The organism is Actinomadura sp. WMMB 499 (assembly GCF_008824145.1).
Taxonomy (GTDB): Bacteria; Actinomycetota; Actinomycetes; order Streptosporangiales; family Streptosporangiaceae; genus Spirillospora.
This window is the reverse complement of the sequence record NZ_CP044407.1, coordinates 6577517-6604111: the sequence shown is the minus strand read 5'-3', so window position 1 is coordinate 6604111 and position 26595 is coordinate 6577517. Positions and strand designations below refer to the sequence as shown.

Sequence of the window (26595 nt, the reverse complement as noted above, 5' to 3'; positions counted from 1 at the left end):
AGCCTACTTGCCCGCACCGGCGGCGGGCGAGGACCCCAGGAACAGGGCGTCCACCAGGTCGCTCGCCCAGGACAGCAGTTCCTGGTCGCGCAGCGGGCGCCCGCCGAGCTGCTTGGTCTTCGGCATCGGCACCAGCAGCGTCTCGTTCGCGGCCTTGAGGATGCTCTTCGGGTAGAGCCGGTTCAGCCGCACCTGCCGCGAGTCGGGCAGATCGACGGGCGTGAACTTGACGAAGTTGCCCTGCAGGGTGACGTCGTTCAGCCCGGCCTTGCGCGCCTTCGCCCGGAACCGCGCCACCTCCAGCAGGTTCAGCACCGGGACGGGCAGCGGCCCGAACCGGTCCTTCAGCTCCTCGTGCACGACGGAGATCTCGTCCTCCGCCGTGATCGCGGCGATGCGGCGGTAGGCGTCCAGCCGGAGCCGCTCCCCCGGCACGTACTCGTGCGGCAGGTGCGCGTCCACCGGCAGCTCGACCTTGGTCTCCACCTGCTCCGGCTCGCCGCCGTCCTTCAGCTCCCGGACCGCCTCCCCGACCATCCGGACGTACAGGTCGAACCCGACGCCCGCGACGTGCCCGGACTGCTCCGCCCCGAGGATGTTGCCCGCGCCGCGGATCTCCAGGTCCTTCATCGCGACGTACATGCCCGCGCCGACCTCGGTGTGCTGCGCGAGCGTCGCGAGCCGCTCGTGCGCCGTCTCGGTCAGCGGCGTCTCCGGCGGGTACAGGAAGTACGCGTACGCGCGTTCCCGGCCGCGCCCGACCCGGCCGCGCAGCTGGTGCAGCTGCGACAGCCCGTAATTGTCGGCGCGGTCGACGATGAGGGTGTTGGCGTTGGGGACGTCCAGGCCCGACTCGACGATCGTCGTCGCGACCAGCACGTCGTAGTTCTTCTCCCAGAAGTCGACCATGACGCGTTCGAGCTGCTGCTCGTTCATCTGGCCGTGCGCGGTCGCGATCCGCGCCTCCGGGACGAGCCGCGCCAGGTTCGCCGCGACCTTGTCGATCGACTTCACCCGGTTGTGCACGAAGAACACCTGGCCCTCGCGCAGCAGCTCCCGGCGGATCGCCGCCGCGATCTGCTTCTCCTGGTACGGCCCGACGAACGTCAGGATCGGGTGCCGCTCCTCCGGCGGGGTCAGGATCGTCGACATCTCCCGGATGCCGGTCAGCCCCATCTCCAGCGTCCGCGGGATCGGCGTCGCCGACATCGCGAGCACGTCCACCTGCGTCCGCAGCCGCTTCAGCTCCTCCTTGTGCTCGACGCCGAACCGCTGCTCCTCGTCGATGATCACCAGGCCGAGCTTCTTGAACCGGGTCCGCGACGACAGGATCCGGTGCGTGCCGACGACGATGTCGACCGTCCCGGCCGCCGCGCCCTCCAGCGTCGCCTCGATCTCCTTGTCGGTCTGGAACCGGCTGACCGGCTTCACCTGGACGGGGAACGCCGCGAACCGCTCGGTGAACGTCGACAGGTGCTGCTGCACCAGCAGCGTCGTCGGCACCAGCACCGCGACCTGCATCCCGTCCTGGACGGCCTTGAACGCCGCCCGCACCGCGATCTCGGTCTTGCCGTAGCCGACGTCGCCGCAGATCAGCCGGTCCATCGGGACGGGCCTCTCCATGTCCGCCTTGACCTCGTCGATCGCGGCGAGCTGGTCGGGCGTCTCCACGTACGGGAACGCGTCCTCCAGCTCCCGCTGCCACGGCGTGTCCGCCCCGAACGGGTGCCCGGGGCTCGCCATCCGCGCCGAGTACAGCCGGATCAGCTCCCCGGCGATCTGCCGGACCGCCTTGCGCGCCCGCGACTTCGCCTTCTGCCAGTCGGCGCCGCCCAGCCGGTGCAGGCTCGGCGCCTCCCCGCCCACGTACCGGGTCAGCTCCTCGAGCTGGTCGGTCGGGACGAACAGCCGGTCGCTCTTGGCGTACTCGAGGATCAGGTACTCGCGGGTCGCGCCCTGCACGGTGCGGCTGACCATCTCGACGTACCGTCCGACGCCGTGCTGCTCGTGCACGACGTAGTCGCCGGGCCGCAGCTGCAGCGGGTCGATGCCGCCGCGCCGCCGGGACGGCATCCGCCGCGCGTCCTTGGTGGACGACCGCTGCCCCGACAGGTCGGTCTCGGTGAGCACCGCGAGCTTGACCGGCTCCCAGGTGAACCCGTTCTCCAGCAGCCCGGTCGTCACGTTCACGATCGACGGGTCGGGCTCGCCGGGCACGTCGGTGAGCCGCGCGCCGAGCCCCTCCTCGCCCATCAGCTGGACGAGCCGTTCCGCGGGCCCGTGCCCGGCGGTGACCAGCACGACGCGCCAGCCGCCGGCGATCCAGCCCTTGAGGTCGGCGACGACCCGGCCGGTGTCGCCCCGGTACGCCTCGGCCGGACGCACCCCGAGGTCGAGCAGGTCGATGTCCGCGCCGGCGTCGTCGTCGAACAGCGCCTCGTCCGCCGCGACCCCGCCCGTCTCGTCCGCGGCGCCGGGCGTCAGCGCGGTGACCGTCCAGCGCGGCAGCCCCAGCTCCCGGCTGTGCCGCCGCACCTCCTCCAGCGAGCGGAACGCGGCGGCGCCCAGGTCGATCGGCGCGGCGCCGCCCGCGGCCGCGTTGACCCAGCTGGCCTCGAGGAACTCCTGGCTGGTGCGGACGAGCTCGACCGAGCGGGTCCGGATCCGCTCGGGCTCGCACACCAGCAGCGCCGACCCGTCCGGCAGCAGGTCGGTCAGCAACTCCATGCTCTCGGCGAGGACGGGCGAGAACGCCTCCATGCCCTCGACGGTGTCGCCGTCGGCGATCTTCCCCAGGATGTCGGCCAGCGCCGGGTGCTCGCCGGCGAGCGCCCGCGCCCGCTCCCGCACGCGCGGAGTCAGCGGCAGCTCGCGGCACGGCGGCGCCCACAGCCCGTCCTCGGCGACCTCCAGGGACCGCTGGTCGGCCGCCTTGAAGTAGCGGACCTCCTCGACGGTGTCGCCCCAGAACTCCGCCCGCAGCGGGTGCTCCTCGGTCGGCGGGAACACGTCCAGGATCCCGCCGCGCACCGCGATCTCGCCGCGCTTCTCCACCAGGTCCACCCGGTGGTAGCCCGCCTCGACGAGCCGCCGGACGGCGTCGTCCATGTCGGCGTCCGCGCCGGGCGACAGCCGCACCGGCTCGAGGTCGGCGAGTCCCGACACGATCGGCTGCAGGACCGCGCGCACCGGCGTGACCACGACGTCCAGCCGCCCGCCCTTGCCGCCGGGCTCGCCGTCCCGCGTGGGGTCGGCGCCGCCGGCGTCCGGGTGGACCAGCCTGCGCAGCACCGCGAGCCGCTGCCCGACCGTGTCGGAGCGCGGCGACAGCTTCTCGTGCGGCAGCGTCTCCCACGCCGGGAAGTGCGCCACCCGGCCCGGGTCCAGCAGGCTCGACAGGGCGGCGGTCAGGTCCTCGGCCTCCCGGCCGGTCGCCGTCACCGCCAGCACCGTCCCGGTCCCGCCCGCCGGGGGGCCGACGCGGCGGCTCAGCGCCGCGGCCAGGATCGGCCAGAGCGCGGGCGGCGCGACCACCTGGTGGTCGGTGCGCACCCGCTCCAGCGCGCGCCGCAGCCCGGCATCGGTGCACGCCAGATCGACAAGTCCAGAAAGCGTCATGTTCGCCCGCTCAATCGCAAAGACCCCGAGGCAGGGCAGCCCGAAGGCCCCGGAATCCCGCGTGGACCCGGCGCCGCCTACCAGGGTACGCGCACCGCCGACCCGTCCGGTTTCCACCACCACGACCAGGCATGATTGCGGAGCGCGACACGGCCGTTACCAAGAATGGGCAAATAGCGGACAGTGCGCATCCGGACGGTTACGCTGCGAGACTGTGACCGATCTGCGTACGCCACCGGTCGACGGCGGCGATCTCTTCTCAGAACGCGCCCGACAGTACGCCCTCGAGAAGCCCCTGCAGCGGATCCACATCCTGGAAGCCGGATGCGGCTGGGGCACGGGGCTGAACCTCGGCGACCGCGCCCACGTCGTCACCGGCGTCGACATGGACGTCCCGGAGCTGCGCGCGTACACCTGCGAGCGCACCGACCTGGACTCCTGGCACCTGGGCGACCTGCGCACCGTCCCGCTGCCGCCGCGCTCCTACGACGTGGTCCACGCCTCCTACCTGCTCGAGCGGGTCCCGCACGCCGAACTCGTGCTCGACCGGTTCGTCGCCGCGCTCAAACCCGGCGGGCTCCTGCTGGTGCGGATCCGCGACCGCGACACCGCGTTCGGCTTCCTGGACCGCCTGCTCCCGCGCCCGCTCCGTCCCGCCCGCAGGCGGCGCCTCCGGCCCGGACGGACGGCGCCGCGCGGGGCCCACGCGCGCGGCGCGGCCGGCGAGCCGGGCGGGGCCGCGCACGGCGAGGCGGGAACGGCCGAACCGGCGCCCGCGCCCCGCCGGGCCGCGCCCGCCCCGCACGTCCCGCACGTCCCGCCCGGCTCGCCGCCGCCCGCCGTTTATGAGCGCGTCGCGTCCTGGCAGGGCGTCCGGTGGTACTGCACCATGCGCGGGCTCGTGGTCGCCGAGGAGTACACGTCCCGCACGTCCCTGGACGGCCTGGGGGCCGGAACCGGCCCCGCCGACCTGCTGTGCCGCCTGGTGTCGCTGTGCACCCGCGGGCGCCTCACCGCAGCGCACAGCGACGTCACGCTGGTCATCCGCAAGCCCGAGAACCGCTTCGCGCGCGTCATCTGAACCGTCGCGGGCGCGCCGGAGATGCGGGCACACGAGCGGCCGCAGTATTTTTACCTGCGCGAACACGTTCCCACCTGGATCAGCCCGGCACCGTCCCGGGCAAGATCGGAGACCGCGGTGACCGCCGAAGCCGGCCTTCCCGACACGCTGCGCGACCTGCCCGCCTGGACGCCGGAGCCGGTGGAGCTCGCCGACCTGGAGCTGATCCTGGCCGGCGCCTACGGCCACCTCAAGGGCTTCCTGGGCTCGTACGACACCGCGATGGTGACCGCCGGGGGCCGGCTGGCCGACGGCACGCCCTGGCCGGTGCCGGTCACCCTGTCGGTCCCGAAGGAGCTGACCGAGCACGACCGGATCGTCCTGCAGGACCCGGAGGGCGTCCCCCTCGCCGTGCTGACCGTCGACGAGCGCTGGCAGGACCCGACGTCCGGCGACCAGCGGCTCGCGGGCCCCCTGGAGGCCCTCCGCGCCCCCGCGCACGGACCGTTCCACGCGATGCGCCGCCGCCCCGACGAGATGGAGCCCGCCGACGGCCCCGTCCTGGCCGTCGCCACCCGCGACTTCCTGCACCGCCGCCAGCTCGGCCAGATCCGCCAGGTCGCCGAACGCCTCGGCGCCCGCATCCTGCTGATGCCGCTCATCGGGGGCGGGCACGACGAGTCCCTCGTGCGCGCGCTGCTGGCCGTCCGCCGGGAACTGCCCGACTCCGTCGTCGTGCCCGTCCCGCTGCCCGCCCGCGAGACCGACGCCGACCGCGACGTCCTGCTGCGCGCCCACGTCGCCGCCGCCTACGGGGCGACGCACCTGCTCGCCGAGCACGAGGTCGCCGAGCACGGGGTCGAGGACGTCCCGATCCCCATCGCCGTCCCCGAGCCGTGGGCCTACGACGCCGACGTCGAGGTGTGGCGGCCGGTCGCCCGCATCGAGCCCGACCACGTCCAGGCCGAACTCGGCCCCGAGCGTCTCGGCGAGCTGCTGGACGCGGGCGAGCCCGTCCCCGACTGGTTCACCCCGCCCGCCGTCGCCGCCGAACTCGCCGTCGCCCGGCCGCCCAAGCGCTCGCGCGGGATCACGGTCTTCTTCACGGGCCTGTCCGGCTCCGGCAAGTCGACCGTCGCGCGCGGCCTCGCCGACGCCCTCATCGAGCGCGGCGGCCGCACCGTCACCCTCCTGGACGGCGACGTGGTGCGGCGCATGCTCTCCGCCGGGCTCACGTTCTCCCGCCCCGACCGCGACCTCAACATCCGCCGGATCGGGTTCGTCGCGGCCGAGATCACCCGGCACGGCGGCGTCGCGATCTGCGCCCCGATCGCCCCGTACGCCGCCACCCGCGCCGAGGTCCGCCGCATGGTCGCGGCCCACGGCGACTTCGTCCTCGTGCACGTCGCGACCCCCCTCGAGGAGTGCGAGCGCCGCGACCGCAAGGGCCTGTACGCCAAGGCGCGCGCCGGCCTGATCCCCGAGTTCACCGGCATCTCCGACCCCTACGAGGAGCCGGACGACGCCGACCTCGTGATCGACACCGCGCGCCTGACCCCCGACGAGGCCGTGGACCGCGTCCTGGACGTCCTCACCGAAGGCGACTGGATCCGCCCCGCCTGACGCGCTCCGCGTCTTTCCGCGCGGGCACCCGCTCGAGTGTGTCGTTTGTCCTGCCTGCCCCGGGTTACGAAGCCCGGGGCACGTCCCCTACCGTATTAGCCAGTTTCCCTATATGTCTGGTAGGTCATGGCGATGGACTTCGATTGGCCGATGGCGCTCGGGTCGTTCCTCGTCGCCATCGTCGTCGGGCTCACCGGCATGGGCGGCGGCGCGCTGATGACGCCGATGCTCGTGACCTTCTTCGGCGTCAGCCCGCTCGCGGCGGTCTCCAGCGACCTCGCCGCGTCCGCGGTGATGAAACCCGTCGGCAGCGCCGTGCACTACCGCGAGGGCACCGTCGACATGCGCCTCGTCGGCTGGCTGTGCCTGGGCTCGGTGCCCGCCGCGTTCTGCGGCGTGCTCATCCCGCGGGCGCTCGGCGACGGCGAGGCCGTGCACGACTTCATCAAGCTCGCGATGGGGATCGCGCTGCTCGTCGCCGCCACGGGGATCCTGGTGCGCGCCGTCCTGTCCCGGCGGGCCCGCCCGTCCGGGGAGGAGGACGGGCGCATCACCGTGCGTCCGGTCCCGACCGTGCTCGTCGGCGCCGTGGGCGGGCTGGTCGTCGGGATCACCTCGGTCGGGTCCGGCTCGCTGATCATCGTCGCGCTCCTGCTGCTGTACCCGGCGCTGAAGCCGAACCACCTGGTGGGGACGGACCTGCTGCAGGCGGTCCCGCTGGTTCTCGCCGCGGCGCTCGGGCACTTCTTCTTCGGCGACTTCCAGCTCGAGGTCACCGCCGCGCTGCTCGTCGGGTCGATCCCGGGCGTCTACCTCGGCTCGAAGATCTCCTCCCGCGCGCCCGCCGGCCTCATCCGCCGGCTGCTCGTGATCGTCCTGGTCGCCTCCGCGCTGAACATGTTCGGCGTCGGCGTCGTTCCGCTGGCCTGGACGATCGCCGCGATCGCCGCCGCGGCCGCGGTGACGTGGCTCGTGGGGCGGCGAAAGCGGGATACAGTGCCTGCCGAACTGCCGGATGAAGCCGGAGAATCGGGAAAGCGGAGCGCGCGTGGACGATCGATGGCCGCACCAGACCGTTGACGTGCTGGGGGTGCGGGTCAGCCGCATCGACGTCCGGCGGCTGCGCGAGTTCGTCGCCGCCGCCGTCAAGGACCGGACGAAGCTGACGATCACGTTCGCGAACCCCGACTACGTGCGGAAGGCGCAGAAGGACCGCGAGCTGCGCGACCTCATGAACGGGTTCGACCTCAACCTGCCGGACGGCTGGGGCGTGGTGCTGGCCGCGAAGATCTTCGGCCGTCCGGTGCCGGGGCGGATGGCCAACGACGACCTGACCGACGACCTGTTCGGGCAGCCCGCCGAGGAGGGGTGGCGCGTCTACCTGTTCGGCAACGCGCCGGGCGTCGCCGACGAGGCGGCGCACAACCTGCGGGCCTGGTTCCCCGGGCTGTCGATCGTCGGGACGCGGCACGGGCACGTGGCCGAGGCCGGGGTGCTGCCGCCCGCGACGGCCGACCGGCTGGTCGCGGAGATCAACGAGGCGGCGCCCGACATCCTGCACGTGGGGCTCGGGACGCCGCTGCAGCAGCGGTTCGTCGCCGAGCACCGGGACCGCATCGACGCGCCCGTGATCATCACGTGCGGCGCGTACTTCGAGCATCTTGCCGAGCGCCGCGAGTACTACCCGTCCTGGGTCCTGAAACTGCGGGTCGGGTTCCTGTACCGGCTCGCGCGGGAACCGCGCCGCCTGTGGCGCCGCTACACCATCGAACTGGGCTCCTACCTGGGGCGGGTCCTGGTGCACCGGATCCGGCACGGAAAGCAGTCCTGATCCGGCCGGGGGCGGGCGTCCGCGATTCCCGCGCGCCGCGATCGATTGCGTGGTAGAACTTCCCGCGTCAACGCCCTTCCCCCGGAGACCGACATGCGCAAGCGCTATGCCGCCGCAGCGACACTCCTCGGCGCCGCCCTGCTGTTCCCGGCCGCGGCCTCCGCCGACATCGCCCATCCGGCGGTCGTCTCGGCCGATCCCGTGGACGCCACGCCGCACGTCCTGGACGGGACGGTCCGCGCCGTCGCGGTCGTCGGGTCGACCGTGGTCGTCGGCGGCAACTTCGAGCAGGTCCGCAACGCGGGCCGGAGCGCGCAGCCCGCGGCCCGCGCCAACCTGTTCGCGTTCAGCCTGTCCACCGGGAAGATCACCGCGTTCGCCCCGAACATCGACGGGACCGTCTACGCGCTCCAGCCCGGCCCGGACGGGACGGTCTACGTGGGCGGCCGGTTCAAGAACGTCGGGGGCGTCAAGACCGGACCCGTCGCGCGCGTGCAGCTGTCGACGGGCAAGGCCGTGACGTCGTTCAAGCCCGGCGTTCCGTGGGGACGCGTCTCCAGCATGGTGCGGCGCGAGAACCGGCTGTACATCGGCGGAACGTTCACGCAGGTCGGGAAGGCGGAGGTCACCGGGCTGGCGCGGCTCAACGCGACGACCGGGGCGCTCGACCCGACGTTCGACATCGCGCTGGGCTCGCCGCGCGCCGGCGAGCTGAAGGTCCAGAACCTCATCGTGAACCCGCAGGACACCCGGATGGTCATCAACGGGACGTTCACCCGGGCGGAGGGGCAGCGCCGCTACCAGATCGCGATGATCGACACCGCGAAGACGGCGAAGCTGTCGACCTGGTCCACCGAGGCGTACACCTCGACGTGCAACCGGCAGGCGTTCGACACCTACATGCGCGGCATGGACTTCTCCCCGGACGGTTCGTACTTCGTCGTCACGACGACCGGCGGCCCGTACGGCCCGCGCCAGATGTGCGACACCGCCGCGCGCTGGGAGACCGGGAAGACCGGTTCCGGCCAGAAGGCGACCTGGATCAACCACACCGGCGGCGACACGCTGCTGTCCACGGCCGTCACCGGCGCCGCCGTTTACGTCGGCGGGCACCAGCGCTGGATGGACAACCCGTACGGCTCCGATTCCCCTGGTCCGGGCGCCGTCGCACGTCCCGGCATCGCCGCGCTGAACCCGAAGACCGGCAAGGCGCTCTCGTGGAACCCGACCCGCAGCCGCGGGCACGGCGTCGAGGCGCTCGTCGCGACCCCCAAGGGGCTGTTCGTGGGCAGTGACACCGACGAGCTCGGACGCGAGTTCCATGGGCGAATCGGGATGTTCCCGCTACCGTAAGCGGTCACCGGCGAGAGGAGCGGGAATGACGTACGGGGAACGGGACGGTGACGCGCCACCGAACTTCGGACGTCCCGGCGGACCGGACGGCCGCCGGCCGCAGCCGCGCGACCGGCGGGCCCGCCGCGCCGCCGCGCGCGTCCAGCAACGGCGCACCCGCCGGCGGCGCAGGCTGCTGCGGGTCACCGCGCTCGGCGCCGTTCTCGCCGCCGGCGGGGGCGCGGGCGTGCTCCTCGCCCCCGGCGACCTCGCCCGGACCGTCCCGGTCGACGGCAGCGAGCGGTTCACGGTCGTGCCCGCCTCCGCCGACACCTACGTCAGCCGCGAGAAGCCCGACTCGGTGCGCGGCTCGCACGCGGTCGTCACCGCGGCGGCGTGGCCCGACTGGCACACCGAGGGCTATCTCGCGTTCACCGTCCCGTCGACGGCGGCGCCGTTCCGGTCGGCGCGGCTGGAGCTGACCGTCGAGCGGTTCGCGAACCTGCCGGAGCGGGTGCAGCTGCGCGAGCTGTCCGGCGGCTGGTCGGAGCACGAGACCAGCTGGCGGAACCGGCCGAACGCGGGACGGGCGCTGGCCGAGGTGCCGCTCACCCGCCGCGACGCGGGCGTGACGATCGACGTCAGCCGCTGGATCGACGGGCCCGGCGACTACGCGTTCGCGCTCGTGAACTCGCAGGAGCACACGTCCGTCCGGTTCCGGGCCGGGGAGACCGCGGCGGGACCGCGGCTCGTGCTGTCCCCGAACGCGCCCGCCGCGACGCCCGCGCCGACGGCGAGCGCCGCGCCGAGCCCGTCCCCCGCGAGCGGGTCGACCCCGCCGCAGGCCCGCGACACCGCCCCGGCGCCCGCGCCGTCGTCGTCCCCCGAGCCCGGCGGCCGCACCGGCGGCGGCGGGGAAGGCGGACGGACGGACGCCAGGACGCTGTGCGGCGTCTCGCTGGAGGTCGACAAGGGGCAGACGCATCTGGAGGCGCTCGCGGAGGCGGAGGGCCGCTACGGCCGCCTGGAGATGATCCGCCAGTTCTATCCGGGCGAGCCCGGCGCGTGGCCCGGACGGTTCGGCGACACGCTCGGCAAGCGCCCGACCGTCGTGTCGTTCAAGATGAACCCGCGCGACATCCTGGCCGGGAAGCACGACCGCAAGATGACCCGCTGGTTCGCGGAGGCGCCGGACGACCGGGACGTCTACTGGACGTATTACCACGAGCCCGAGGACAACATCGCGAAGGGCGAGTTCTCCGCGGCCGACTACCGCGCCGCGTGGCGGCGGCTGGCCGGGCTCGCCGACCGCGCGGACAACCCGCGGCTGAAGGCCACGCTCGTCCTGATGAGCTGGAGCCTCGAGGCCGAGTCCAAGCGGAACTGGCGGGACTACTACCCGGGCAAGGACGCCATCGACGTCCTCGGCTGGGACACCTACAACCTCGCCAAGGACCGGTACCAGACGCCCGCCGAGATGTACTCGAAGGTGCTCGAGGTGAGCGAGGAGGAGGGCCTGCCGTTCGGCGTGGCCGAGACCGGTGCGCACCTCATCCCCGGTGACGGCGGGGCGCAGCGGGCCGCGTGGCTGCGGTCGATGACGCGGTACCTGGAGCAGAAGAACGCGCTGTGGGTCGCCTACTTCGACCTCGACTGGCCCACCGGCGACTTCCGGCTCCTCGACTCGGCGAGCATCGACGCCTGGAACGACTTCTGCTGACCCCGCCCGCGGCCCCGCCCCCACGGCAGGGCCCGCAGGCCAGGTCCACAGGCCGCCCGGCCCGCTGAGCCAGCCCACTGCCCCTATCTCCTGCCCCGGTCCGACGCGGCGGGCTTCGCAGGCCCGGCCCGCAGGCGCAACCCGCTGAACCGACCCGCTGCCCCGGCCGCTGAGCCGACCTGCCGAACCGCCCGCTTCCCCGGTCCGACGGCGGGGCCTGCGGGCCGCGAGCTGCGGGCCGCGAAATGCGGCGGGGACCCGACGGCCCCGGGACCGGTGGGCGAACGGGAACGGCCCGCCGGAAACCTCGGTCGAGGTTCCGGCGGGCCGCTCGCGTTCCGTCCGGGTCAGGCGGCGGGCCTCAGGACGACCGACCACATCAGGCCGCGGCTCGACGCGTTCGTCGACGCGGTGACGGGGCCGTGGTCGCCGGTGGCGACGGCGCCGCCGCTGTCGGCGAGCAGGGACGTGACGCGGCCGCCGCCGGTGCCGATGCTCACCGCGCGCTGCTCGCCGGACGACGGCGGCGTCCAGGCCGTCGTCGTCGACGACTTGTCGGACCAGTAGGACACGACCCAGCTGCCGGGCTCGGCGACCGCGACCTGCGGCGCGCCGTGCTCGGCGGCGTTGTCGGTCGCCTTCGCCGACGCCGTGACGGGCGAGGCGGCGGTGCCGGCGTACGCGGCGAGCCGCAGGCTCACCTTCGCGTAGTCGGCGAGGCCCACGGTGACGGTCGCGCCCGCGTCGCCCGCCGCCGCGACCTTCTGCCACAGGGTCGAGCGCGAGTTGCCGTTGGTCTGCGTGCCGACCTCGGTCCACCCGGCGGGCGGGGTGATGTCGGACGAGTCGGTGTTCATCGTCGCGAACAGCAGCATCGCGTCGCCGGCCTGGACGCCGGGCGGCACGGTGACCGTCGCGCTCGTGGTGTTCTCGTTGGAGCCCGCGGTGCCGCGGAACGCGACGGGCACCTGGTCCTCGCCGACCGTCACGGTCTGCTCGGCGGTGCCGGTGCCGCCCCGGTTGTCGGTGACGGTCAGCTCGACCGTGTACTCCCCGGGCTCGGCGTAGGTGTGCTCGGGGGTGACGCCGGTGCCGGTCTCGCCGTCGCCGAAGTCCCACGCGAGGGACTCGACGGTGCCGTCGGCGTCCGTGGACGCGGAGCCGTCGAAGGCGCACTCGAGGCCGGTGCAGGTCCGGGTGAACGCGGCGGTGGGCGCGTCGTTGGGCTCGGCGGCGTGCAGGAACACGGTGCGTCCGCGCCAGTCGCCGTCGTCCACGAGGACGGGCGCGCCGCTCGGCACGCCCGCGGTGAACGTGAGCGCCCGCAGGTTCCCGTCGTTGTTGTCGACGTAGTACAGCTTGTTCCCGGATTGGAACATGCCGCCGACCGTCCGCCAGTCGACCCCGGCGATGTTGTTCGTCGCGGTGTACTCGATCGCGCCGACGACGCCGCTCTCCGGCGTGAAGTGCCGGTAGCGCAGGGCCGCGTCGCCCCGCGTGTAGTAGACCTTGCCGTCCGAGTAGAACATGCCCTGGATCGCGCTGACCTGCGAGTGCCAGGTGCTCATCGGGACGAGCTGGTCGGCGGTGTCGATCGGGGTCTGCGTGCCGAGGGAGGTGCCGTCGAACGTCCGGGAGTAGAAGCCGCCGTCGGACCCGCCGTAGTACAGGCGGCCGCTGAGCATGAACGCGCCGCGCGCGGAGCGCCAGTCGACGCCCGCGGTGGAGCCGGTCTGCTCGGGGCCGGCGGTGGCGCCGTCGAACGAGCGGTGCTTGAGGTAGTTCTGCGCGCCGGCGCCGACGCCGCCCGCGTAGTAGACCTCGCCGGGCAGCTCGCCGGCGTCCAGCACCGGCAGTGGGGTGCCGCCGGCGGCGGGGAACATCGCGACCTTCTGGTGCAGCTCGCCGCCCGCCATGTCGGTGTCGCTGCCGATCCACACGCCCTGGCCGGTGGCGAGGATGTCGAAGACGCCGACGCCCCGGGCGCGGCCGGGGTTCCAGGTGAACGGGAGGCCGGTGAGCGGGTCGAGCGCGGCGATGCCCTCGCGCGCCACCGCGCCCTGGCCGGCCTTGTCGGCCGCGAACGGGTTGTTGGCCCAGCGGAAGTGGCCGCCGACGTACACGGCGTCGTCGGTGACCTCGACGGCGTAGGAGGTGTCGCCGCCCGTCCAGTTCGTCCAGGTGGGCTGCTTGCCGGCGCCGTTGGCGACGTTCTCCCAGCGGGCGTGCGTGTCGCACATCCGGGTGGAGCCGCGGTGGCCGCCGGTGGTGGTGACGACGAAGAACGAGCCGTCCGGGGCGAAGTCGACGTCGCGCATGTAGGTGTCGAACGAGGGGGAGCACTCGTCGGCGTACCGGGCCGTCTGCCAGTTCGCGAGGGTCGCCTGCGCGCCGGTCAGGTCGAGCATGAAGATCTGCGGGCGGGACTGGCCGCCGACGGACGTGAAGTTGCCGACGCCGACGAGGCGGGAGCCGTCCGGCGTGACGTCCATCTTGATGATCGCGGTGTAGCCGCCGTTCTGCGTGCCGGTGACCGGCAGGTCGTAGAACGGGTCGCGGGCGCCGGTGGTCGGGTTCAGGGTGGCGAGCGCGGGCCGCGCGGTGCCGCTCACGTGGGTGAAGTGCCCCGCGGCGTAGAGCCGCCCGCCGACCATGCGCAGGTCGCGCACCCTGCCGGTGACGTCCGGCTGGAACGCGGCGACCGGCGCGCCGGTGGCGGCGTCGATCCGGGCGAGCTTGCGGTGGCTCTGGCCGTCGACCGCGTCGAAGCTGCCGCCGATGTAGAGGCTCTCGCCGTCCGGCGACGGCAGAATGGCGCTCACCTCGCCCGCGTCGACGACCGGGTCGAAGGTCGTGTCGAGGTGGCCGGTGGTGGCGTCGAAGGCCAGCAGGCGCGCGCGGTTCACGACCGGCTTGTTCGCGCCCGCCTCCTTCACCTGGGTGAACGAGCCGCCCAGGTAGATGGTGTCGCCGACCTGGACGATCGACTTGACCGAGCCGTTCTGGACCTGCGGTGTGAAATCGACCGGATTCTCACTGACCAGCGATCCGGCGGGGGCCGCGGCGGCCGTCCCGCTCCCGGCGACGCCGACTCCGGCGGCGGCCAGCACCGTCACCGTGGCCAGGGCGCATAGTCTCCTGGTGCACAGACTTCTCCAGCGCACGCGTGTTCTCCTCAACCGTCCTGCCGGACCCACGACATCCACGACATCCCCCGACTCGCTCTGCCGCGCGGGCTTGCCGCGCAGGCATCGAGCCGGGTAAATCTACCGCCTGCACCTCCCGAGCCTCCCGGCAATCCCCCACATTTCGCACGGTTGCCCGAAGGTGGCCACGCGGGACGGCACAGGTCGTGCATCATGCGGGCATCCTGGGCATCGCCGCACGGGCGTTAGGATCCAGTACTTCGTCTGGGTAGGGAGGACACGTGGCCGGCACGGTGACGAGACGCTCCTCCCCCGGCCCCTCCCCGGGGCGCCGCGGCGGGGTGCGCGTCCCGGACGAGCCGCCGCCCGACCTCCCCCGGCTGCCCGGCCCGCGCGCGAACGCGCCGCTCGTCCGGCTGCGGCCCGGCTGGCCGCTGACCGCGATCTTCCTGCTGTTCCCGCTGTGGTGGGTGCTGGGACTCGGGGCGCTGATCTTCATGATCATGGCGGTGCCGATGGGGCTGTACCTGTGGCGGCGCCGCGACCGGATCGTCACCCCGCGCGGGTTCGGCGCGTGGCTGCTGTTCCTGGCCTGGGTGCTGTTCGGCGCGGCGACGCTGTGGGCGGAGGTCCCGGGCACGCAGCAGAGCGGCGGCGCCGGGCGGCTGCTGGTGTTCGCCTGGCGGTACGCGTGGTACCTGGCCTGCACGATCGTCCTGCTGTACATCGGCAACACGAGCGAGCGCGAGCTCCCCACCGGCCGGATCGGGAACCTGCTCGGGGTCATGTTCATCGTGACGACGTTCGGCGGGATGATCGGGCTGCTGATGCCGAACCTGCAGCTGACGTCGCCGGTGGAGATGGTGCTGCCGAACTCGCTGGCGTCCAACGCGTTCATCGAGGACATCGTCCACCCGAAGACGGCCGAGGTGGAGTCGATCCTCGGCTACGAGCAGGCGCGCCCGATGGCGCCGTTCGCCTACGCCAACACCTGGGGCGCCGCGTACGCGCTGTTCCTGCCGTTCTTCCTGATCACCTGGGTCGCGCGGGCGCGCGGGACGAAGCGCATCGCCGGGATCACGATCTTCGTCGTCTCGCTGTGGCCGGTCGTGTACTCGCTGAACCGGGGCCTGTGGCTGGCGCTCGCGCTGATCGCCGGGTACGCCGCGCTGTCCATCGTGATCGCGGGCGGCTGGAAGATGGCGACGCGGGCCGGCGCGGTGCTGGCGGTCGGCGCCGTCGTCGTCGCGTTCTCGCCGCTGCCCGGCATGATCGGCGACCGGCTGAGCAACCCGCACAGCAACAACCGGCGCGTCCAGCTCGCGGTGGAGACGGTGCAGGCCACGGTGACCGGCTCCCCGCTCGTCGGGTTCGGCTCGACCCGCGACGTGCAGGGCAACTTCAACTCGGTGGGCGGCGGGTCGCGGCCCGGCTGCGACGCGTGCGCGGTGCCGCCGCTCGGCACCCAGGGGCACCTGTGGCTGCTGATCTTCGCGCACGGGATCGGCGGCACCCTGGCCTTCCTGGCATTCTTCCTGAGGCGTTTCGGCCGGCACTGGCGCGACCGCACGGCCTACTCGCTCGCCGGGTGCTGCGTGCTCGTGGCGTCCGGACTCTTCCTCTTCGTCTACGACATCGTGGAGGTACCGCTGTACACGGTGATGATCGCGGTCGCGCTGATGTGGCGCGCCGAACGGGACAAGCGCGCGGCGAAGCGCGAGGCGATCTCGTGAGCGACGCCGCGGGTCCCTGGGTGGAGACCGTCGCCGATCTGTGGCCGGGGGCGGAGGTCGCCTTCCCCGGCGGCGGATCCGGGCCGGCCGACCGCGAGCTGTGCTTCCTGCCGAACGCCTCGGCGCCGCGCCTGCTGCTGCCGGCCGGACGTCCGGGCGTCGCGGCGGCCGCGCTGCGCCGCTACAGCCACGACCTCACGGCCAAGCAGCGCGCCGCCCGCGCGGCGGGCGCGGCCGCGGCCCGCACCGGGCTGCCCGGACGGACGCTGCGCGACCGGATCACCGTGCGCGGCGGCGGCCCGTCCGTCGAGGACCGGCTCGGCGAGATCCTCGGCCGGGACGTCGTCACGGTCATCGGGCTCGGTCCGGCGGCCCGCGCGAACCGCAAGCCGATCCTGCACGCGCTGACGCCGAAGGGGCGGGCCGCCGCGTTCGTCAAGGTCGGCGACAACGCGGCGACGCGGGCGCTCATCGCGGACGAGGCCGCCGCGCTCGGGCACCTCGCGGAGCGCGGGCCGCTGCCGGGCGTCGACGTCCCGCGCGTCCTGCACCACGGCGAATGGAACGGGATGACGCTGCTCGTGCTGTCGCCGCTGCCGACGAGCGCGCGGGGACGCCGCCCGCGCGCGGAGGCGCCCGTCGAGGCGATGCGCGCGCTGGCCGGGCTGGACGGCCTCGCCCGCGAGCGGCTCGCGGAGACCGCGTTCTGGGAGTCGATCCGCGCCACCCCCGCCGCGCTCGGCGACCCCGCCCGCGCCGCCCGGCTCACCGCCGTCACCAAGGAGATCGAGGCCCGGCACGGCGCGCTCGACCTGGACTTCGGGGCCTGGCACGGCGACTGGACGCCGTGGAACATGGCGTGGCACCGGGGCGTCCTGCGGCTGTGGGACTGGGAGCGGTTCGAGCGGCGCGTCCCCCTCGGGTTCGACCTCGTGCACTACCGTCTGCAGGAGCGGACGCGGCGCCCCGGCCCGTCCCCGTACGAGCGGCGTCCGGGCGACGCCCCGGACGTGCTCGCCCCGCTGGGGCTGCCCGCGGCGGCGGCCGAGGCCGTCCTCGACCTCTACCTGCTGGCGCTGTGCTGCCGCTACCAGCGCGGCGGCGCCGGTCCGCGCGGCGAGGCGGTCCGCGCCCAGGCCGACGGCCTGCTCGACCTGCTCGCCGCGCACACCGCCCAGCCCTCCGGAGGACTCTCGTGATCTCCCGCCGCGACGCACCCCAGTGGCTCAAGGAGGCCGGGCGCGGCGCGACCCGCACGGTCGGCCGGCTCACCGCCGACGCGCGGCTGCTGCCGGGACTGCTCATGGTCGGCACCCAGCGCGGCGGGACGACGTCGCTGTTCCGGGCGCTCGCCGAGCATCCCGCGCTCGTCCAGCCGAACTTCCACAAGGGCGTCCACTACTTCGACGTCGAGTACCGGCGGGGCATGGCCTGGTACCAGGGCCACTTCCCGCGCCGCGCCGCCGCCCGCAAGCGGCTGGAGGCGGCGGGACTGGACGGCGTCGAGCCGATCGCCTTCGAGTCCGCCGGCTACTACATGCACCATCCGGCGGCGCCGCGGCGGATCGCGGCGGACCTGCCGGGGGTGAAGCTGCTCGCGACGCTGCGCGACCCCGTGGAGCGGGCGTACTCGGCGCACCGGCACGAGCTGATGCGCGGCTTCGAGACCGAGGAGTTCGAGCGGGCGCTGGAGCTGGAGCCGGAGCGGCTGAAGGGCGAGGTCGAGAAGATCGAGGCCGACCCGGCCTACCTCAGCCACGCGCACCGGCACCACGCGTACCTGGACCGCAGCCAGTACGTCGACCAGATCGAGGTGCTGTTCGAGCTGTTCGGCCGTGACCGGGTCATCGTGGTCTTCGCGGAGGACTTCTTCGCGACGCCCGAACCCGTGTACGACCGGATCCTCGACCGGCTCGATCTGCCGCGCGTCCATCCGGCCGGGTTCGAGCAGACCAACGCGCGGCTGCGGTCCCCGATGCCGGACGCGCTGCGCGCGCGGCTGGACGAGCACTTCAGGCCCTACGACGAGCGGCTGGCGGACCTGCTGGGCGAGGTGCCGCCCTGGCGGCGATGAGACCGCGCCGCGGGCGTGCCCGGCCGAACCGCGGGCCCCGGGAACCGCTCGTCCGCGATCCGGACGCGGTCCCGCTGACCCGGTACGCGCGGTTCGCCCGCCGGCACCTGGCGGTGTTCTGCGTGCTGCCCGTCCTGCTCGGGGGCACCGGGCTGCTCATCGCGGTGCTGGCGCCGAACAGCTACGTCTCGACGGTGAACGTGCTGGCACCGCGCATACCGCTGCACATCGGGCAGTTGCAGGGGCCGGGCGACGAGGCGGAGGACGTGCGCGACCCCCGGCCGTCCACGGTCGACACCGAGGCGCAGCTCGTCCGGTCCGACGAGGTCCTCGAGCGGCTGGCGACGGTGCCGGGGTTCGAGCTGCCGATCGAGACGCTGCGCGACCGCATCTCCATCACGGTGCCGCCGAACACGCGGGTCCTGGAGATCGGGGTGGAGGCGGCGACGCCGGAGCTGGCGCGCGACGGCGCCGCGATCGTCGGCGAGTCCTACCTGAACCTGCGGCACCAGATCCTGGGCGGTGTCCGGCAGCGCAACCGCGAGTCCCTCGGCCGGCGCGAGGCGGTGCTGGAGGAGCAGCTCGAGGCGTTCCCGGACGAGAACGCCTCGCAGTCGCAGCTGACGACGCGGACCCGGCGGCAGGCGGTGCAGAAGCAGCTGAAGGAGGTCCGCGGCGAGCTGGCGGCGCTGGACGGCCAGGACCTCGACAGCGGCGAGATCATCCGGTACGCGAACGTGCCGCAGCGCACGGAGAACCGGCGCCGGGACGTCGCGCTGTCGACGGGCGCGTCGGCCGGGCTGACCCTCGCGCTGGCCATCGCGCTGCTGCGGGACCGGCGGCCGCGCCGGGTCCGCGACGAGGAGGGCGTGGTCCTGCGCACCGACATCCCGGTGTTCGGCAGCACCTCGCCCGAAGCGGCCGACCGGGACGGGACGTGCCGGCGGCTGCGCAACCTGGTGTTCGACGAGGACGCCCGATGCGTCCTGCTGGCCGGGGCGCCCGCCGGATCGGCGCTGCCGGTGGCGCGGGAGCTGGCCCGGCTGTGCGCGAACGGCGGGGCGAGCACCATGCTGCTCGTGCTGCGCCAGGACGGGACGGACGGCGACGTGCGGACGTCGCGGGCGTTCCCGGAGACGGCGAACTGCACGCGCCGGACGGTGCGGATCACCGACGGCGACCGGAGCCTGCGGGAGGCCGTGTCACGGGCGCTCGCGGAGGCGGAGATCGTGATCGTCACGGGGCCCGAACTGGACAGCGTGGACACCTTGACGCTCGCGACGTTCGCCGATCTCAGCGTCGTGGTCGCCGAGCGGGAGACGACGATCGACGTCGAGGTCGCGCACGGGATCTCGGCGCTGGCCGAGTCGGCCGTCCCCGCGCGGGGGCTGATCCTGGCCGAGCCGGCCGGGCGCTGAGACGGCACCATGGAAACGTGAACGGAAGATAAAGTCATGGCGTTGACGACCCGGCTCAGGACGAGCGAGTCGAGCGAAGGGAATCGATGTGGCGGTTGAGCACTCGGCGGAGGCACGCGGCCAGCTGGTCGCGATGCTCCGGCGCCGCATGCGCCTGCTCATCGCCCTCGTGGTCGCGGGCACGGTGGCCGGCGTCGGCGCGGGCATCCTGCTCCCCGCCCAGTACTCGGCGACCGCGTCGGTGCTGGTGTCTCCACTGGAGGGCAACCCCTACTCCCCGGAGGGGCGCGGCGACGACCTGATCAACCTGGAGACCGAGGCGCAGCTCGTGCAGACCGACGCGGTCGCCGAGCTCGTCCAGCAGAAGCTGAAGGGCCAGGACGTCTCCGCGCTCCGGGCGAGCGTGTCGACGGTCGTCCCGCCCAACACCCAGATCTTGAACATCGTCTACAACTCCGACAGCGGCGACTCCGCCGAGACGGGCGCGCGCGCGTTCGCCGAGGCGTACCTGAAGTACCGGCAGCAGCGCGCGCAGGCCGTCATCAACGGCAAGCTGAAGAAGCTGGACGAGCAGGCCACCAAGGTCCAGGAGAACATGGCGCAGGCCAACCAGCAGCTCGCGGGCGCCTCCGGCACCCAGCGCACCCTGCTCGGCCAGCGCATCACCGCCTACGCCAACCAGCTCGGCGTGATCGACGAGCAGAAGAACGACGTCAGCAGCACGCCCGTCGAACCCGGCCAGGTGATCAACCCGGCGTCGGCGAAGGGCGGCGCGGGCACCAAGCGGATCGGGATCTTCGGCGCGGGCGGCCTGGTCGCGGGCGCCCTGCTCGGGCTGGCGCTGGTGCTGACCCGCGAGCGGCTCGACCGGCGGCTGCGCACCGCCGAGCAGGTCGAGGCGCTGGGGCTGCGGGTGCTGAGCATCGTGCCGCCCGGCACCGGCGGCGAGCTGGCGCTGGCGGACGGGGCGCGCACCCCGGCGGGCGACGCGTACCGGCGGCTGCGGTCGGGGATCGTCGCGAACATCCAGGCGACTCCGCTCACGATGCTGGTCGCGTCCGCGACGCCCGCGACCACCACCTCCACCGGGACGAACCTGGCGGTCGCGCTCGCGTACGCGGGGTCCGACACGATCCTGGTGGACGCGACGGCCGACGAGCCCGACCCGGCGGCGTCGTTCGGGCTGCCGCCCGGCAAGGGCCTGGCGGAGATCCTGCTCAAGGGGACCGACCCGGCGGCGCTGCTGATCCACGCGGACTCCCAGCTGCGGCTGCTGACGCGCGGCACGAACCCGGCGGCCGCCGCGCACCGGTTCAGCGGCCCGCGGATGCGCGACGCCGTCGACACCCTGCGCGACCGCGCCGACTTCGTACTGGTGAACGCCCCCGACGTGCACGACGCCGACACCCAGGCGCTGTGCACGCTCGTGGACACGGTCGTCCTCGTCGTGCAGGACGGCGCGACCACCCGCGAGGACCTGCAGCAGGCCTACGCGGAGGTCGTGCACGCGGGCTCGACGGTCCTGGGCGTCGTCATCGAGTCGGCTTCGGGCGCCGCGCAGCGTCCCGTCCGGCACTCCGCCCCGCCGCGTCCGGCGCCCGCGCAGCAGCAGCCCGGCGGGCGCGCCGCGGACCGCCGCCGCTCCGGGCCTCCCGGCGAGTGGGGCAGGCAGGGCGAGCCGGGCGACGGGCGCGGGGACGGACGGGACGGACGTGGCGACGGGCGCGGCGAGAGCCGGGCGCGCGGGGCCCGCCGGGCCGGTCCGCCGCGCGGCGGCGGACGCCCGCCCCTGGACGAGTCCGACACCAACACGACGGTGACGCTGCCCGCGCTGCCCGCGGGCCCCGGCAAGAGCGGCCCGCCGAAGAGCCCGCCGCCGGGCGGCCGGTCCTCAGGCGGCCCCTCGCAGGGCGGCTCGTCCCAGGGCGGCTCGTCCCAGGGCCGGTCCTCGGGCGGTTCCTCGCAGGGCGGTTCGTCCCAGGGCGGCCGATCCTCGGGCGGCTCGTCGCAGGGCGGTCCCGCGCAGAGCGGCCCGGCGCAGGGCGCCCCGGTCGCGAGCGGGCTGGCGAAGTCGCCGCCCCCGGCGAACGGGACGTCCGGGCACCGCCGCGGCGACAAGCCCGCCGACCGGCGCCCGCCCGCCGGGCGCAGCGGCGGCGGCGGACGGCACGGGACGCGCGGCGCGTCGCAGCACTTCGGTTCCGACCGGCTCGCGGGGCGTGAAACGCCCGACCCCGAGGACAAGTCGGTCGCCGGGGGCCCCGAGGAGGACAGCCCCGCGAACCGCACCCGGGACGACTTCGGCATCTAGATGGGCACATGACGACCGCATCATCCGGCACCCCCGGCGCGCCGGGCGGTGCGAACCCCGACCTCGGCAAGCTCGCGCGCGGCGGCGCCCTGAACCTGGCCGGGGCGATGTGCGCCGGGCTCATGGGGTTCGTGCTGATCGTCGCGGTCGTGCGGACCTACGACCAGGCGCTGGCGGGCGCGTTCTTCGCGGCGACGTCGCTGTTCCTCATCCTGAACGCGGTGTCGGGCCTCGGCAGCGACGCGGGCCTGCTGCGCTGGCTGCCGCACCACCTGGCGCTCGGCGAGCGGACCAACGCCCGCCGGACGGTGCCGATCGCGCTCGTCCCGGTCCTGGCGACGGCCTGCCTCGCCGGGCTGGTCATGGTGCTGACGGCGCCGTGGTTCGCGGAGCTGGTGCACGGGGACGCGCCCGGCGAGGCGGCGTCGATGCTGCGCGTCCTCGGCCTGTTCCTCCCGGCGGCGGCGGCGCAGGAGGCGCTGCTGGCCGCGACGCGCGGGCACGGCTCGATGCGGCCCACCGTGCTGGTCGACAAGATCTTCCGGCAGGTGGCGCAGGTCGGCGGGGTGCTGGTCGCCTACGCGGTGGACGGGGACGCGGCCGTCCTGGCACTGGGGTGGAGCCTGCCCTACGTGCCCGGCGTGCTCATCTCGGCCGTGCTGTACCGGGGCCTCGCGCGCCGCGCGGGGCGCGGCGGGACGCCCGCGCCCGTCCGCGAGCTCGCGGGGCCGTTCTGGCGGTTCACCGCGCCGCGCTCGCTGGCGCAGATCTGCCAGACCGCCCTGCAGCGCTCGGACATCGTGCTCATCGCCGCACTGGCCTCCCCCGGGACGCCGCGATCTACACGGCGGCGACCCGGTTCATCGTGTTCGGGCAGCTCGCCGCGCAGTCGCTGCAGCAGGTGATGCAGCCCGCGGTGAGCCGGCACATGGCGATGAAGGACGTCGCGGGCGCGCAGCGGGTGATGGCGGTCGGAACGACCTGGACGGTCGCGGTCACGTGGCCGCTGTACCTGACGCTCGCGGCCGGGGCGCACGTGTTCCTGATGGTCTTCAGCCCCGAGTACGCCGACGAGGGGCAGAGCACCACGATCGTCCTGGCGCTGACGATGCTGCTGGCGACGGCGGTCGGGCCCGCGGACGTCGTCCTGCTGATGGCCGGGCGCAGCGGGCTCAGCCTCGGCAACAACGCCGCCGCGCTGGCGGTGAACATGGTCCTGAACGTGGTGCTCATCCCGCTGTTCGGGGTGCCGGGGGCGGCCGCCGCGCGGGCCGCCGCGCTCGGCACGCGCAACGTGCTGCCGCTCCTGCAGATCCGCCGCATTCTGGGCATCTCTCCCACAGGTGCCGGATTGTGGCGTTCCATCACTTATGCCGTCATCTGCTTCGGTATGCTCCCCGTGCTCGTCCAGGCGGCACTGGGCACGGGCGTCCCGGCGCTGGCGCTGGGAGTCGCACTGGGGGCCGCCGCGTACGCGGTACTGCTCTGGACGGGCCGGGAACGGCTGTCGCTCACCGCGTTCAAGGCTCTGCTGCGGCGCCGTGGCGCCGGCCGGAGCCCCGCCGCACCGTCCACCCCCGCAGAACGGACCGTCCCGCCCATGGATGAACGAACGCCCGCCTTCCCGGAGGGCGCCCCGCCGGACCGCACGGTGCCCGATTTCGGGGGCCGTGATCTCCGCGAGCTCCCGCCCGACCGCACGCTGCCCGACCGGCCTCGGTGAGGTCCGCCGTCCGGAAGGCCGCGGCACCGGCCGCGGCCGGTGCGCTGTGCCTCACCCTGACCGCGGCCTGCGGCGGCGTCCCGGGGAGCGCCGACGCCCCGCGCGCCTCCCCGTCCGCGCCGACGGCCGGGGAGGTGTGGAGCGTCGGCCACGACAGCTTCGGCCAGCTCGGCCGCAAGGCCGACGGGTTCGACGTCGCGCTCGGCCCCGTCCGGGGTCCCGGCGGCCGGGGCACGCTGACCGGCGTGAAGGCCCTCGCCGCCGGGGAGCGGCACTCGCTCGCCCTGCTGGTGGACGGGCGCGTCCTCGCCTGGGGCTCCAACAGCAACGGGCAGCTCGGCGACGGCACGAGCAAGCCCCGGTCCGTCCCCGTCCCGGTGCACGCCCCGGACGGGCGGACGGGCCAACTGGGCGGCGTCACCCGCATCGCGGCCGCGGGCAACCTGTCGGTCGCGCTGCTGGCGAGCGGGCAGGTCGTGACGTGGGGCGCGAGCAGCAGCGGCCAGCGCGGCACCGGCGACACCTCCGCCCCGGCGTACCCGACGACCGTGCACGCCCCGTCCGGTGAAGGGCCGCTCACCGGCGTCACCGCGATCGCGGCGGGCGACCGGGCGTGCCTCGTCGCGCTGGAGGACGGCCGCGTCCTGGCGTGGGGCGGCAACCTCGCCGGGATCCTCGGCACCGCCGGGGTGAAGGCCCGCGCCCTGCCCGCGCCCGTCGGCGGCGAGGGCGGGCAGGGCGAGCTGACCGGGGTCGCCGAGCTCGCCGCCGGGAGCAAGCACGCGATCGCGCGGCTGCGGGACGGGCGCGTCCTGTCCTGGGGCAAGAACGACGCGGGGCAGCTCGGCGACGGCACCGTCCGGGGACGCTGGACGCCCGCCCCCGTCGCCGGCACGTCCGGCGCCGCGCCGCTGCGGGACGCCACCGCGGTCGCCGCGGGCGGCAAGCACAACTACGCGCTGCTGGAGGACGGGACGATGGTGGCGTGGGGCTCGAACGGCAACGGGCAGCTCGGCACCGGCGGCACCGAACCGTCGGCGCGTCCCGTCCCCGTGAAGGGCTCTTACACGCCGAAGCTGCGCGGTGTCACCGGCGTGGTGGCCGGGGAGGGGTTCGGGGTGGCGCTGCTCGCCGGCGGCAGCGCGCTCACCTGGGGCGCCGCCGGGAAGGGGCAGCTCGGCGCGGGCAGCCGCCTGCCGCGCGCCCGGCCCGGGCCGATCATCCTCGCGCAGGGCGCCCGCGCCGGGGCGTTCCTGTCCGCCGCCGCGGGCGGCAGCCACCTCCTGGTGCTCATGCAGCCGCGAGACACCCCGTGAACCGCGCCCCCGGGCGGCGTCCCGGGCGGCGGCTCGGGGCGCTGCTGGCGTCCGCCGCGCTCTGCGCCGCGACCGCCGTGCCGGTCGCCGGGCCCGCCGCGGCGGCGTCCCCCTCCCCCGCCGCCGCGGCGGGGCGCGAGCCGATGCTGCTCGGCGTCACCGCCCACGGCGCGGCCGACCTCGCCGAGCGCGAGGAGGAGACCGGCCGCCCGCTCGCGGCCGTCCGCGTGTTCCGGCGCTGGGGCGAGCCGGTCGTGGACGACTTCGTCCGGTCGCGGGCGCGCTCGCACGTCTTCTTCGTGTCGGTGAAGGCGCGGCGGCCGGACGGCTCGAAGCTCCGCTGGGCCGACATCGCCTCGGCGGCCCCCGGAAGCGACATCGACGGAGAGATCCGGCGGCAGGCGCGCGCGCTGAAGGAACTCCCCGGCACCGTGTGGTTCACCTTCAACCACGAGCCCGAGAACAGCGCGTCCGCGGGCATGGGACGGCCGCGCGAGTACGCGGACGCGTGGCGGCGGGTGGTGTCGACGTTCCGGGAGGAGGGCGCGCGCGGCGTCCGGCACGTGTGGACGCTGACGGACGCCGCGTACGGCCGCGACGCGTCGCGCTACTACCCCGGCGACGGCTACGTCGACGCGATCGGCGTGGACGCCTACAACTGGTTCACGTGCCGGGGACGGGACGAGGGCTGGCGGTCGCTCGCGGAACTGATCCAGCGGCACCGCCGCTTCGGGGACAGGCATCCCGGCAAGGAGCTGATGATCCTCGAGACCGGCACGGTCGAGGACCCGGCCGATCCGGGCCGCAAGGCGCGCTGGCTGGCCGACGCCACCGCGCTCTTCCAGCGGCCCGAGTACCGCCGGTACACCGCGCTGCTGCACTGGGACGCCCGGCACGGGCGGCCCGAGGGCCCGACCTGCGCGTGGGACTACCGCAGCTCGGAGCCGTCGCTGCGCGCCTGGCGGGCGATGGCGGCCGCGCCGGTGTTCGCCGCGAGCGTCCCCTGCCCGCCGAACTGCCGGGAGGAGGACGCCGGCGGCGGCGCGCTAGGGCCGGTCCTGGCCGCCGTGGGGGCCGCCGGGGTGCTGGCCGCCCTGGGGGCCGGCGGGTGGCTGCTGCTGCGGTCCTCCCGGCGCCGGCCCGGCACCGGGGGCGGCCCCGGGTCCGCCGGGGGCACCGGGGGCACCGGGGGCACCGGGGGCGGCTGAGCCGCCGGGAGCGCCCGCACCCGCACCCGCACCCGCGGCGGCCGGGGTCGCGCTCCGGCGCTTCCACAGCAGGAATCCGCCGCCCGCGAGCAGCACGATCACGGCACCGCCCGCGACGGGCAGGACGGGGAACCCGCCCTCGTCCGGCGCCGCCTCCTGCGCCGCCCGGTTCTGGACGGCCTCGGCCTGCTCGCTGGCCTGCGCCTTGTCCTCGCCGACCTTCGTCTCCGCCAGCGGCGGCTGCGCGGCCTTCTCCTCGATCTTCGGCCCGCGGCCCTCGGGCGGCAGGTCGGCCGCCGCCGGGAGCAGCTTCACGAAGCTGATCAGCGCCTTGTCGGGACGGGACCCGTTCGCCGCGGTCGCCTTGTCGTAGGCCGTCTTCACCTGCGACTGCGGCAGCGCGGTCGACCTGATCCGCAGCGTCTGCCCGCTGATCACCGCGTAGGTGCCCTTGCGGCCCACGCCCTGGACGAGTCCGTTCA

General features: G+C 74.5%; 17 protein-coding genes. 15 read left to right on the top strand and 2 right to left on the bottom strand.

Annotated elements, in window-relative coordinates; translation table 11 throughout:
- Positions 1–3: 3 nt before the first annotated feature.
- On the bottom strand, positions 4–3618 hold the full coding sequence (gene mfd, locus F7P10_RS29995; protein ID WP_151014371.1) for a transcription-repair coupling factor: 3615 nt from the start codon (positions 3616–3618) through the stop codon (positions 4–6).
- Between the two features lie 214 nt (positions 3619–3832).
- Between mfd and F7P10_RS44740 the strand changes: the two genes are divergently transcribed.
- The 6 genes from F7P10_RS44740 (at position 3833) to F7P10_RS29960 (ending at position 11184) form a co-directional block, all read left to right on the top strand.
- Complete coding sequence (locus tag F7P10_RS44740; protein ID WP_254716096.1) at positions 3833–4699, top strand: bifunctional 2-polyprenyl-6-hydroxyphenol methylase/3-demethylubiquinol 3-O-methyltransferase UbiG; 867 nt, start codon at positions 3833–3835, stop codon at positions 4697–4699.
- 117 nt (positions 4700–4816) lie between these two features.
- A complete protein-coding gene (gene cysC / locus F7P10_RS29980) occupies positions 4817–6301 on the top strand; it encodes an adenylyl-sulfate kinase (protein ID WP_218040181.1) in 1485 nt (494 codons plus the stop codon).
- Positions 6302–6433: 132 nt separating this feature from the next.
- Complete coding sequence (locus F7P10_RS29975) at positions 6434–7381, top strand: sulfite exporter TauE/SafE family protein (RefSeq protein WP_151014367.1); 948 nt, start codon at positions 6434–6436, stop codon at positions 7379–7381.
- The gene (locus F7P10_RS29970) at positions 7350–8132 is read left to right on the top strand and encodes a WecB/TagA/CpsF family glycosyltransferase (RefSeq protein ID WP_254716095.1); all 783 of its coding nucleotides are present in this window, start codon (positions 7350–7352) and stop codon (positions 8130–8132) included. The genes F7P10_RS29975 and F7P10_RS29970 overlap by 32 nt, the downstream gene beginning before the upstream one ends.
- Positions 8133–8225: 93 nt before the next feature.
- Positions 8226–9485, top strand: coding sequence for a delta-60 repeat domain-containing protein (locus F7P10_RS29965; protein WP_151014363.1), 1260 nt, complete (start codon positions 8226–8228; stop codon positions 9483–9485).
- 25 nt (positions 9486–9510) lie between these two features.
- Positions 9511–11184, top strand: a complete 1674-nt coding sequence (locus tag F7P10_RS29960) for a DNRLRE domain-containing protein (RefSeq protein ID WP_176611712.1) — start codon at positions 9511–9513, stop codon at positions 11182–11184.
- Between the two features lie 347 nt (positions 11185–11531).
- On the opposite strand, the gene F7P10_RS29955 is transcribed toward F7P10_RS29960, so the two are convergent.
- Positions 11532–14300, bottom strand: a complete 2769-nt coding sequence (locus F7P10_RS29955; RefSeq protein WP_254716094.1) for a PKD domain-containing protein — start codon at positions 14298–14300, stop codon at positions 11532–11534.
- A 311-nt stretch (positions 14301–14611) separates the two neighbouring features.
- Here F7P10_RS29955 and F7P10_RS29950 point away from each other — a divergent pair, with 311 nt between their 5' ends.
- From F7P10_RS29950 to F7P10_RS29915, 9 genes are all read left to right on the top strand, one after another.
- Positions 14612–16063 (top strand): hypothetical protein, encoded by a 1452-nt coding sequence (locus tag F7P10_RS29950; RefSeq protein WP_254716093.1) that lies wholly within the window; start codon positions 14612–14614, stop codon positions 16061–16063.
- Complete coding sequence (locus F7P10_RS29945; protein WP_151014359.1) at positions 16060–17262, top strand: phosphotransferase; 1203 nt, start codon at positions 16060–16062, stop codon at positions 17260–17262. Before F7P10_RS29950 ends, F7P10_RS29945 begins: the two co-directional genes overlap by 4 nt.
- Complete coding sequence (locus F7P10_RS29940) at positions 17259–18137, top strand: sulfotransferase (RefSeq protein ID WP_176611711.1); 879 nt, start codon at positions 17259–17261, stop codon at positions 18135–18137. Before F7P10_RS29945 ends, F7P10_RS29940 begins: the two co-directional genes overlap by 4 nt.
- Positions 18134–19555 (top strand): hypothetical protein, encoded by a 1422-nt coding sequence (locus F7P10_RS29935; RefSeq protein WP_151014357.1) that lies wholly within the window; start codon positions 18134–18136, stop codon positions 19553–19555. The genes F7P10_RS29940 and F7P10_RS29935 overlap by 4 nt, the downstream gene beginning before the upstream one ends.
- An 88-nt stretch (positions 19556–19643) precedes the next feature.
- Positions 19644–21866, top strand: coding sequence for a Wzz/FepE/Etk N-terminal domain-containing protein (locus tag F7P10_RS29930; RefSeq protein WP_151014355.1), 2223 nt, complete (start codon positions 19644–19646; stop codon positions 21864–21866).
- 8 nt (positions 21867–21874) lie between these two features.
- A complete protein-coding gene (locus F7P10_RS44735; protein WP_254716092.1) occupies positions 21875–22771 on the top strand; it encodes a lipopolysaccharide biosynthesis protein in 897 nt (298 codons plus the stop codon).
- On the top strand, positions 22732–23589 hold the full coding sequence (locus F7P10_RS44730; protein ID WP_254716091.1) for a lipopolysaccharide biosynthesis protein: 858 nt from the start codon (positions 22732–22734) through the stop codon (positions 23587–23589). Before F7P10_RS44735 ends, F7P10_RS44730 begins: the two co-directional genes overlap by 40 nt.
- On the top strand, positions 23586–24905 hold the full coding sequence (locus F7P10_RS29920; protein ID WP_151014354.1) for an RCC1 domain-containing protein: 1320 nt from the start codon (positions 23586–23588) through the stop codon (positions 24903–24905). Before F7P10_RS44730 ends, F7P10_RS29920 begins: the two co-directional genes overlap by 4 nt.
- Positions 24902–26113 carry a glycosyl hydrolase gene (locus tag F7P10_RS29915; protein ID WP_151014352.1) on the top strand — a complete coding sequence of 404 codons (1212 nt, stop codon included), beginning with the start codon at positions 24902–24904 and terminating at the stop codon, positions 26111–26113. Before F7P10_RS29920 ends, F7P10_RS29915 begins: the two co-directional genes overlap by 4 nt.
- Positions 26114–26595 lie beyond the last annotated feature (482 nt).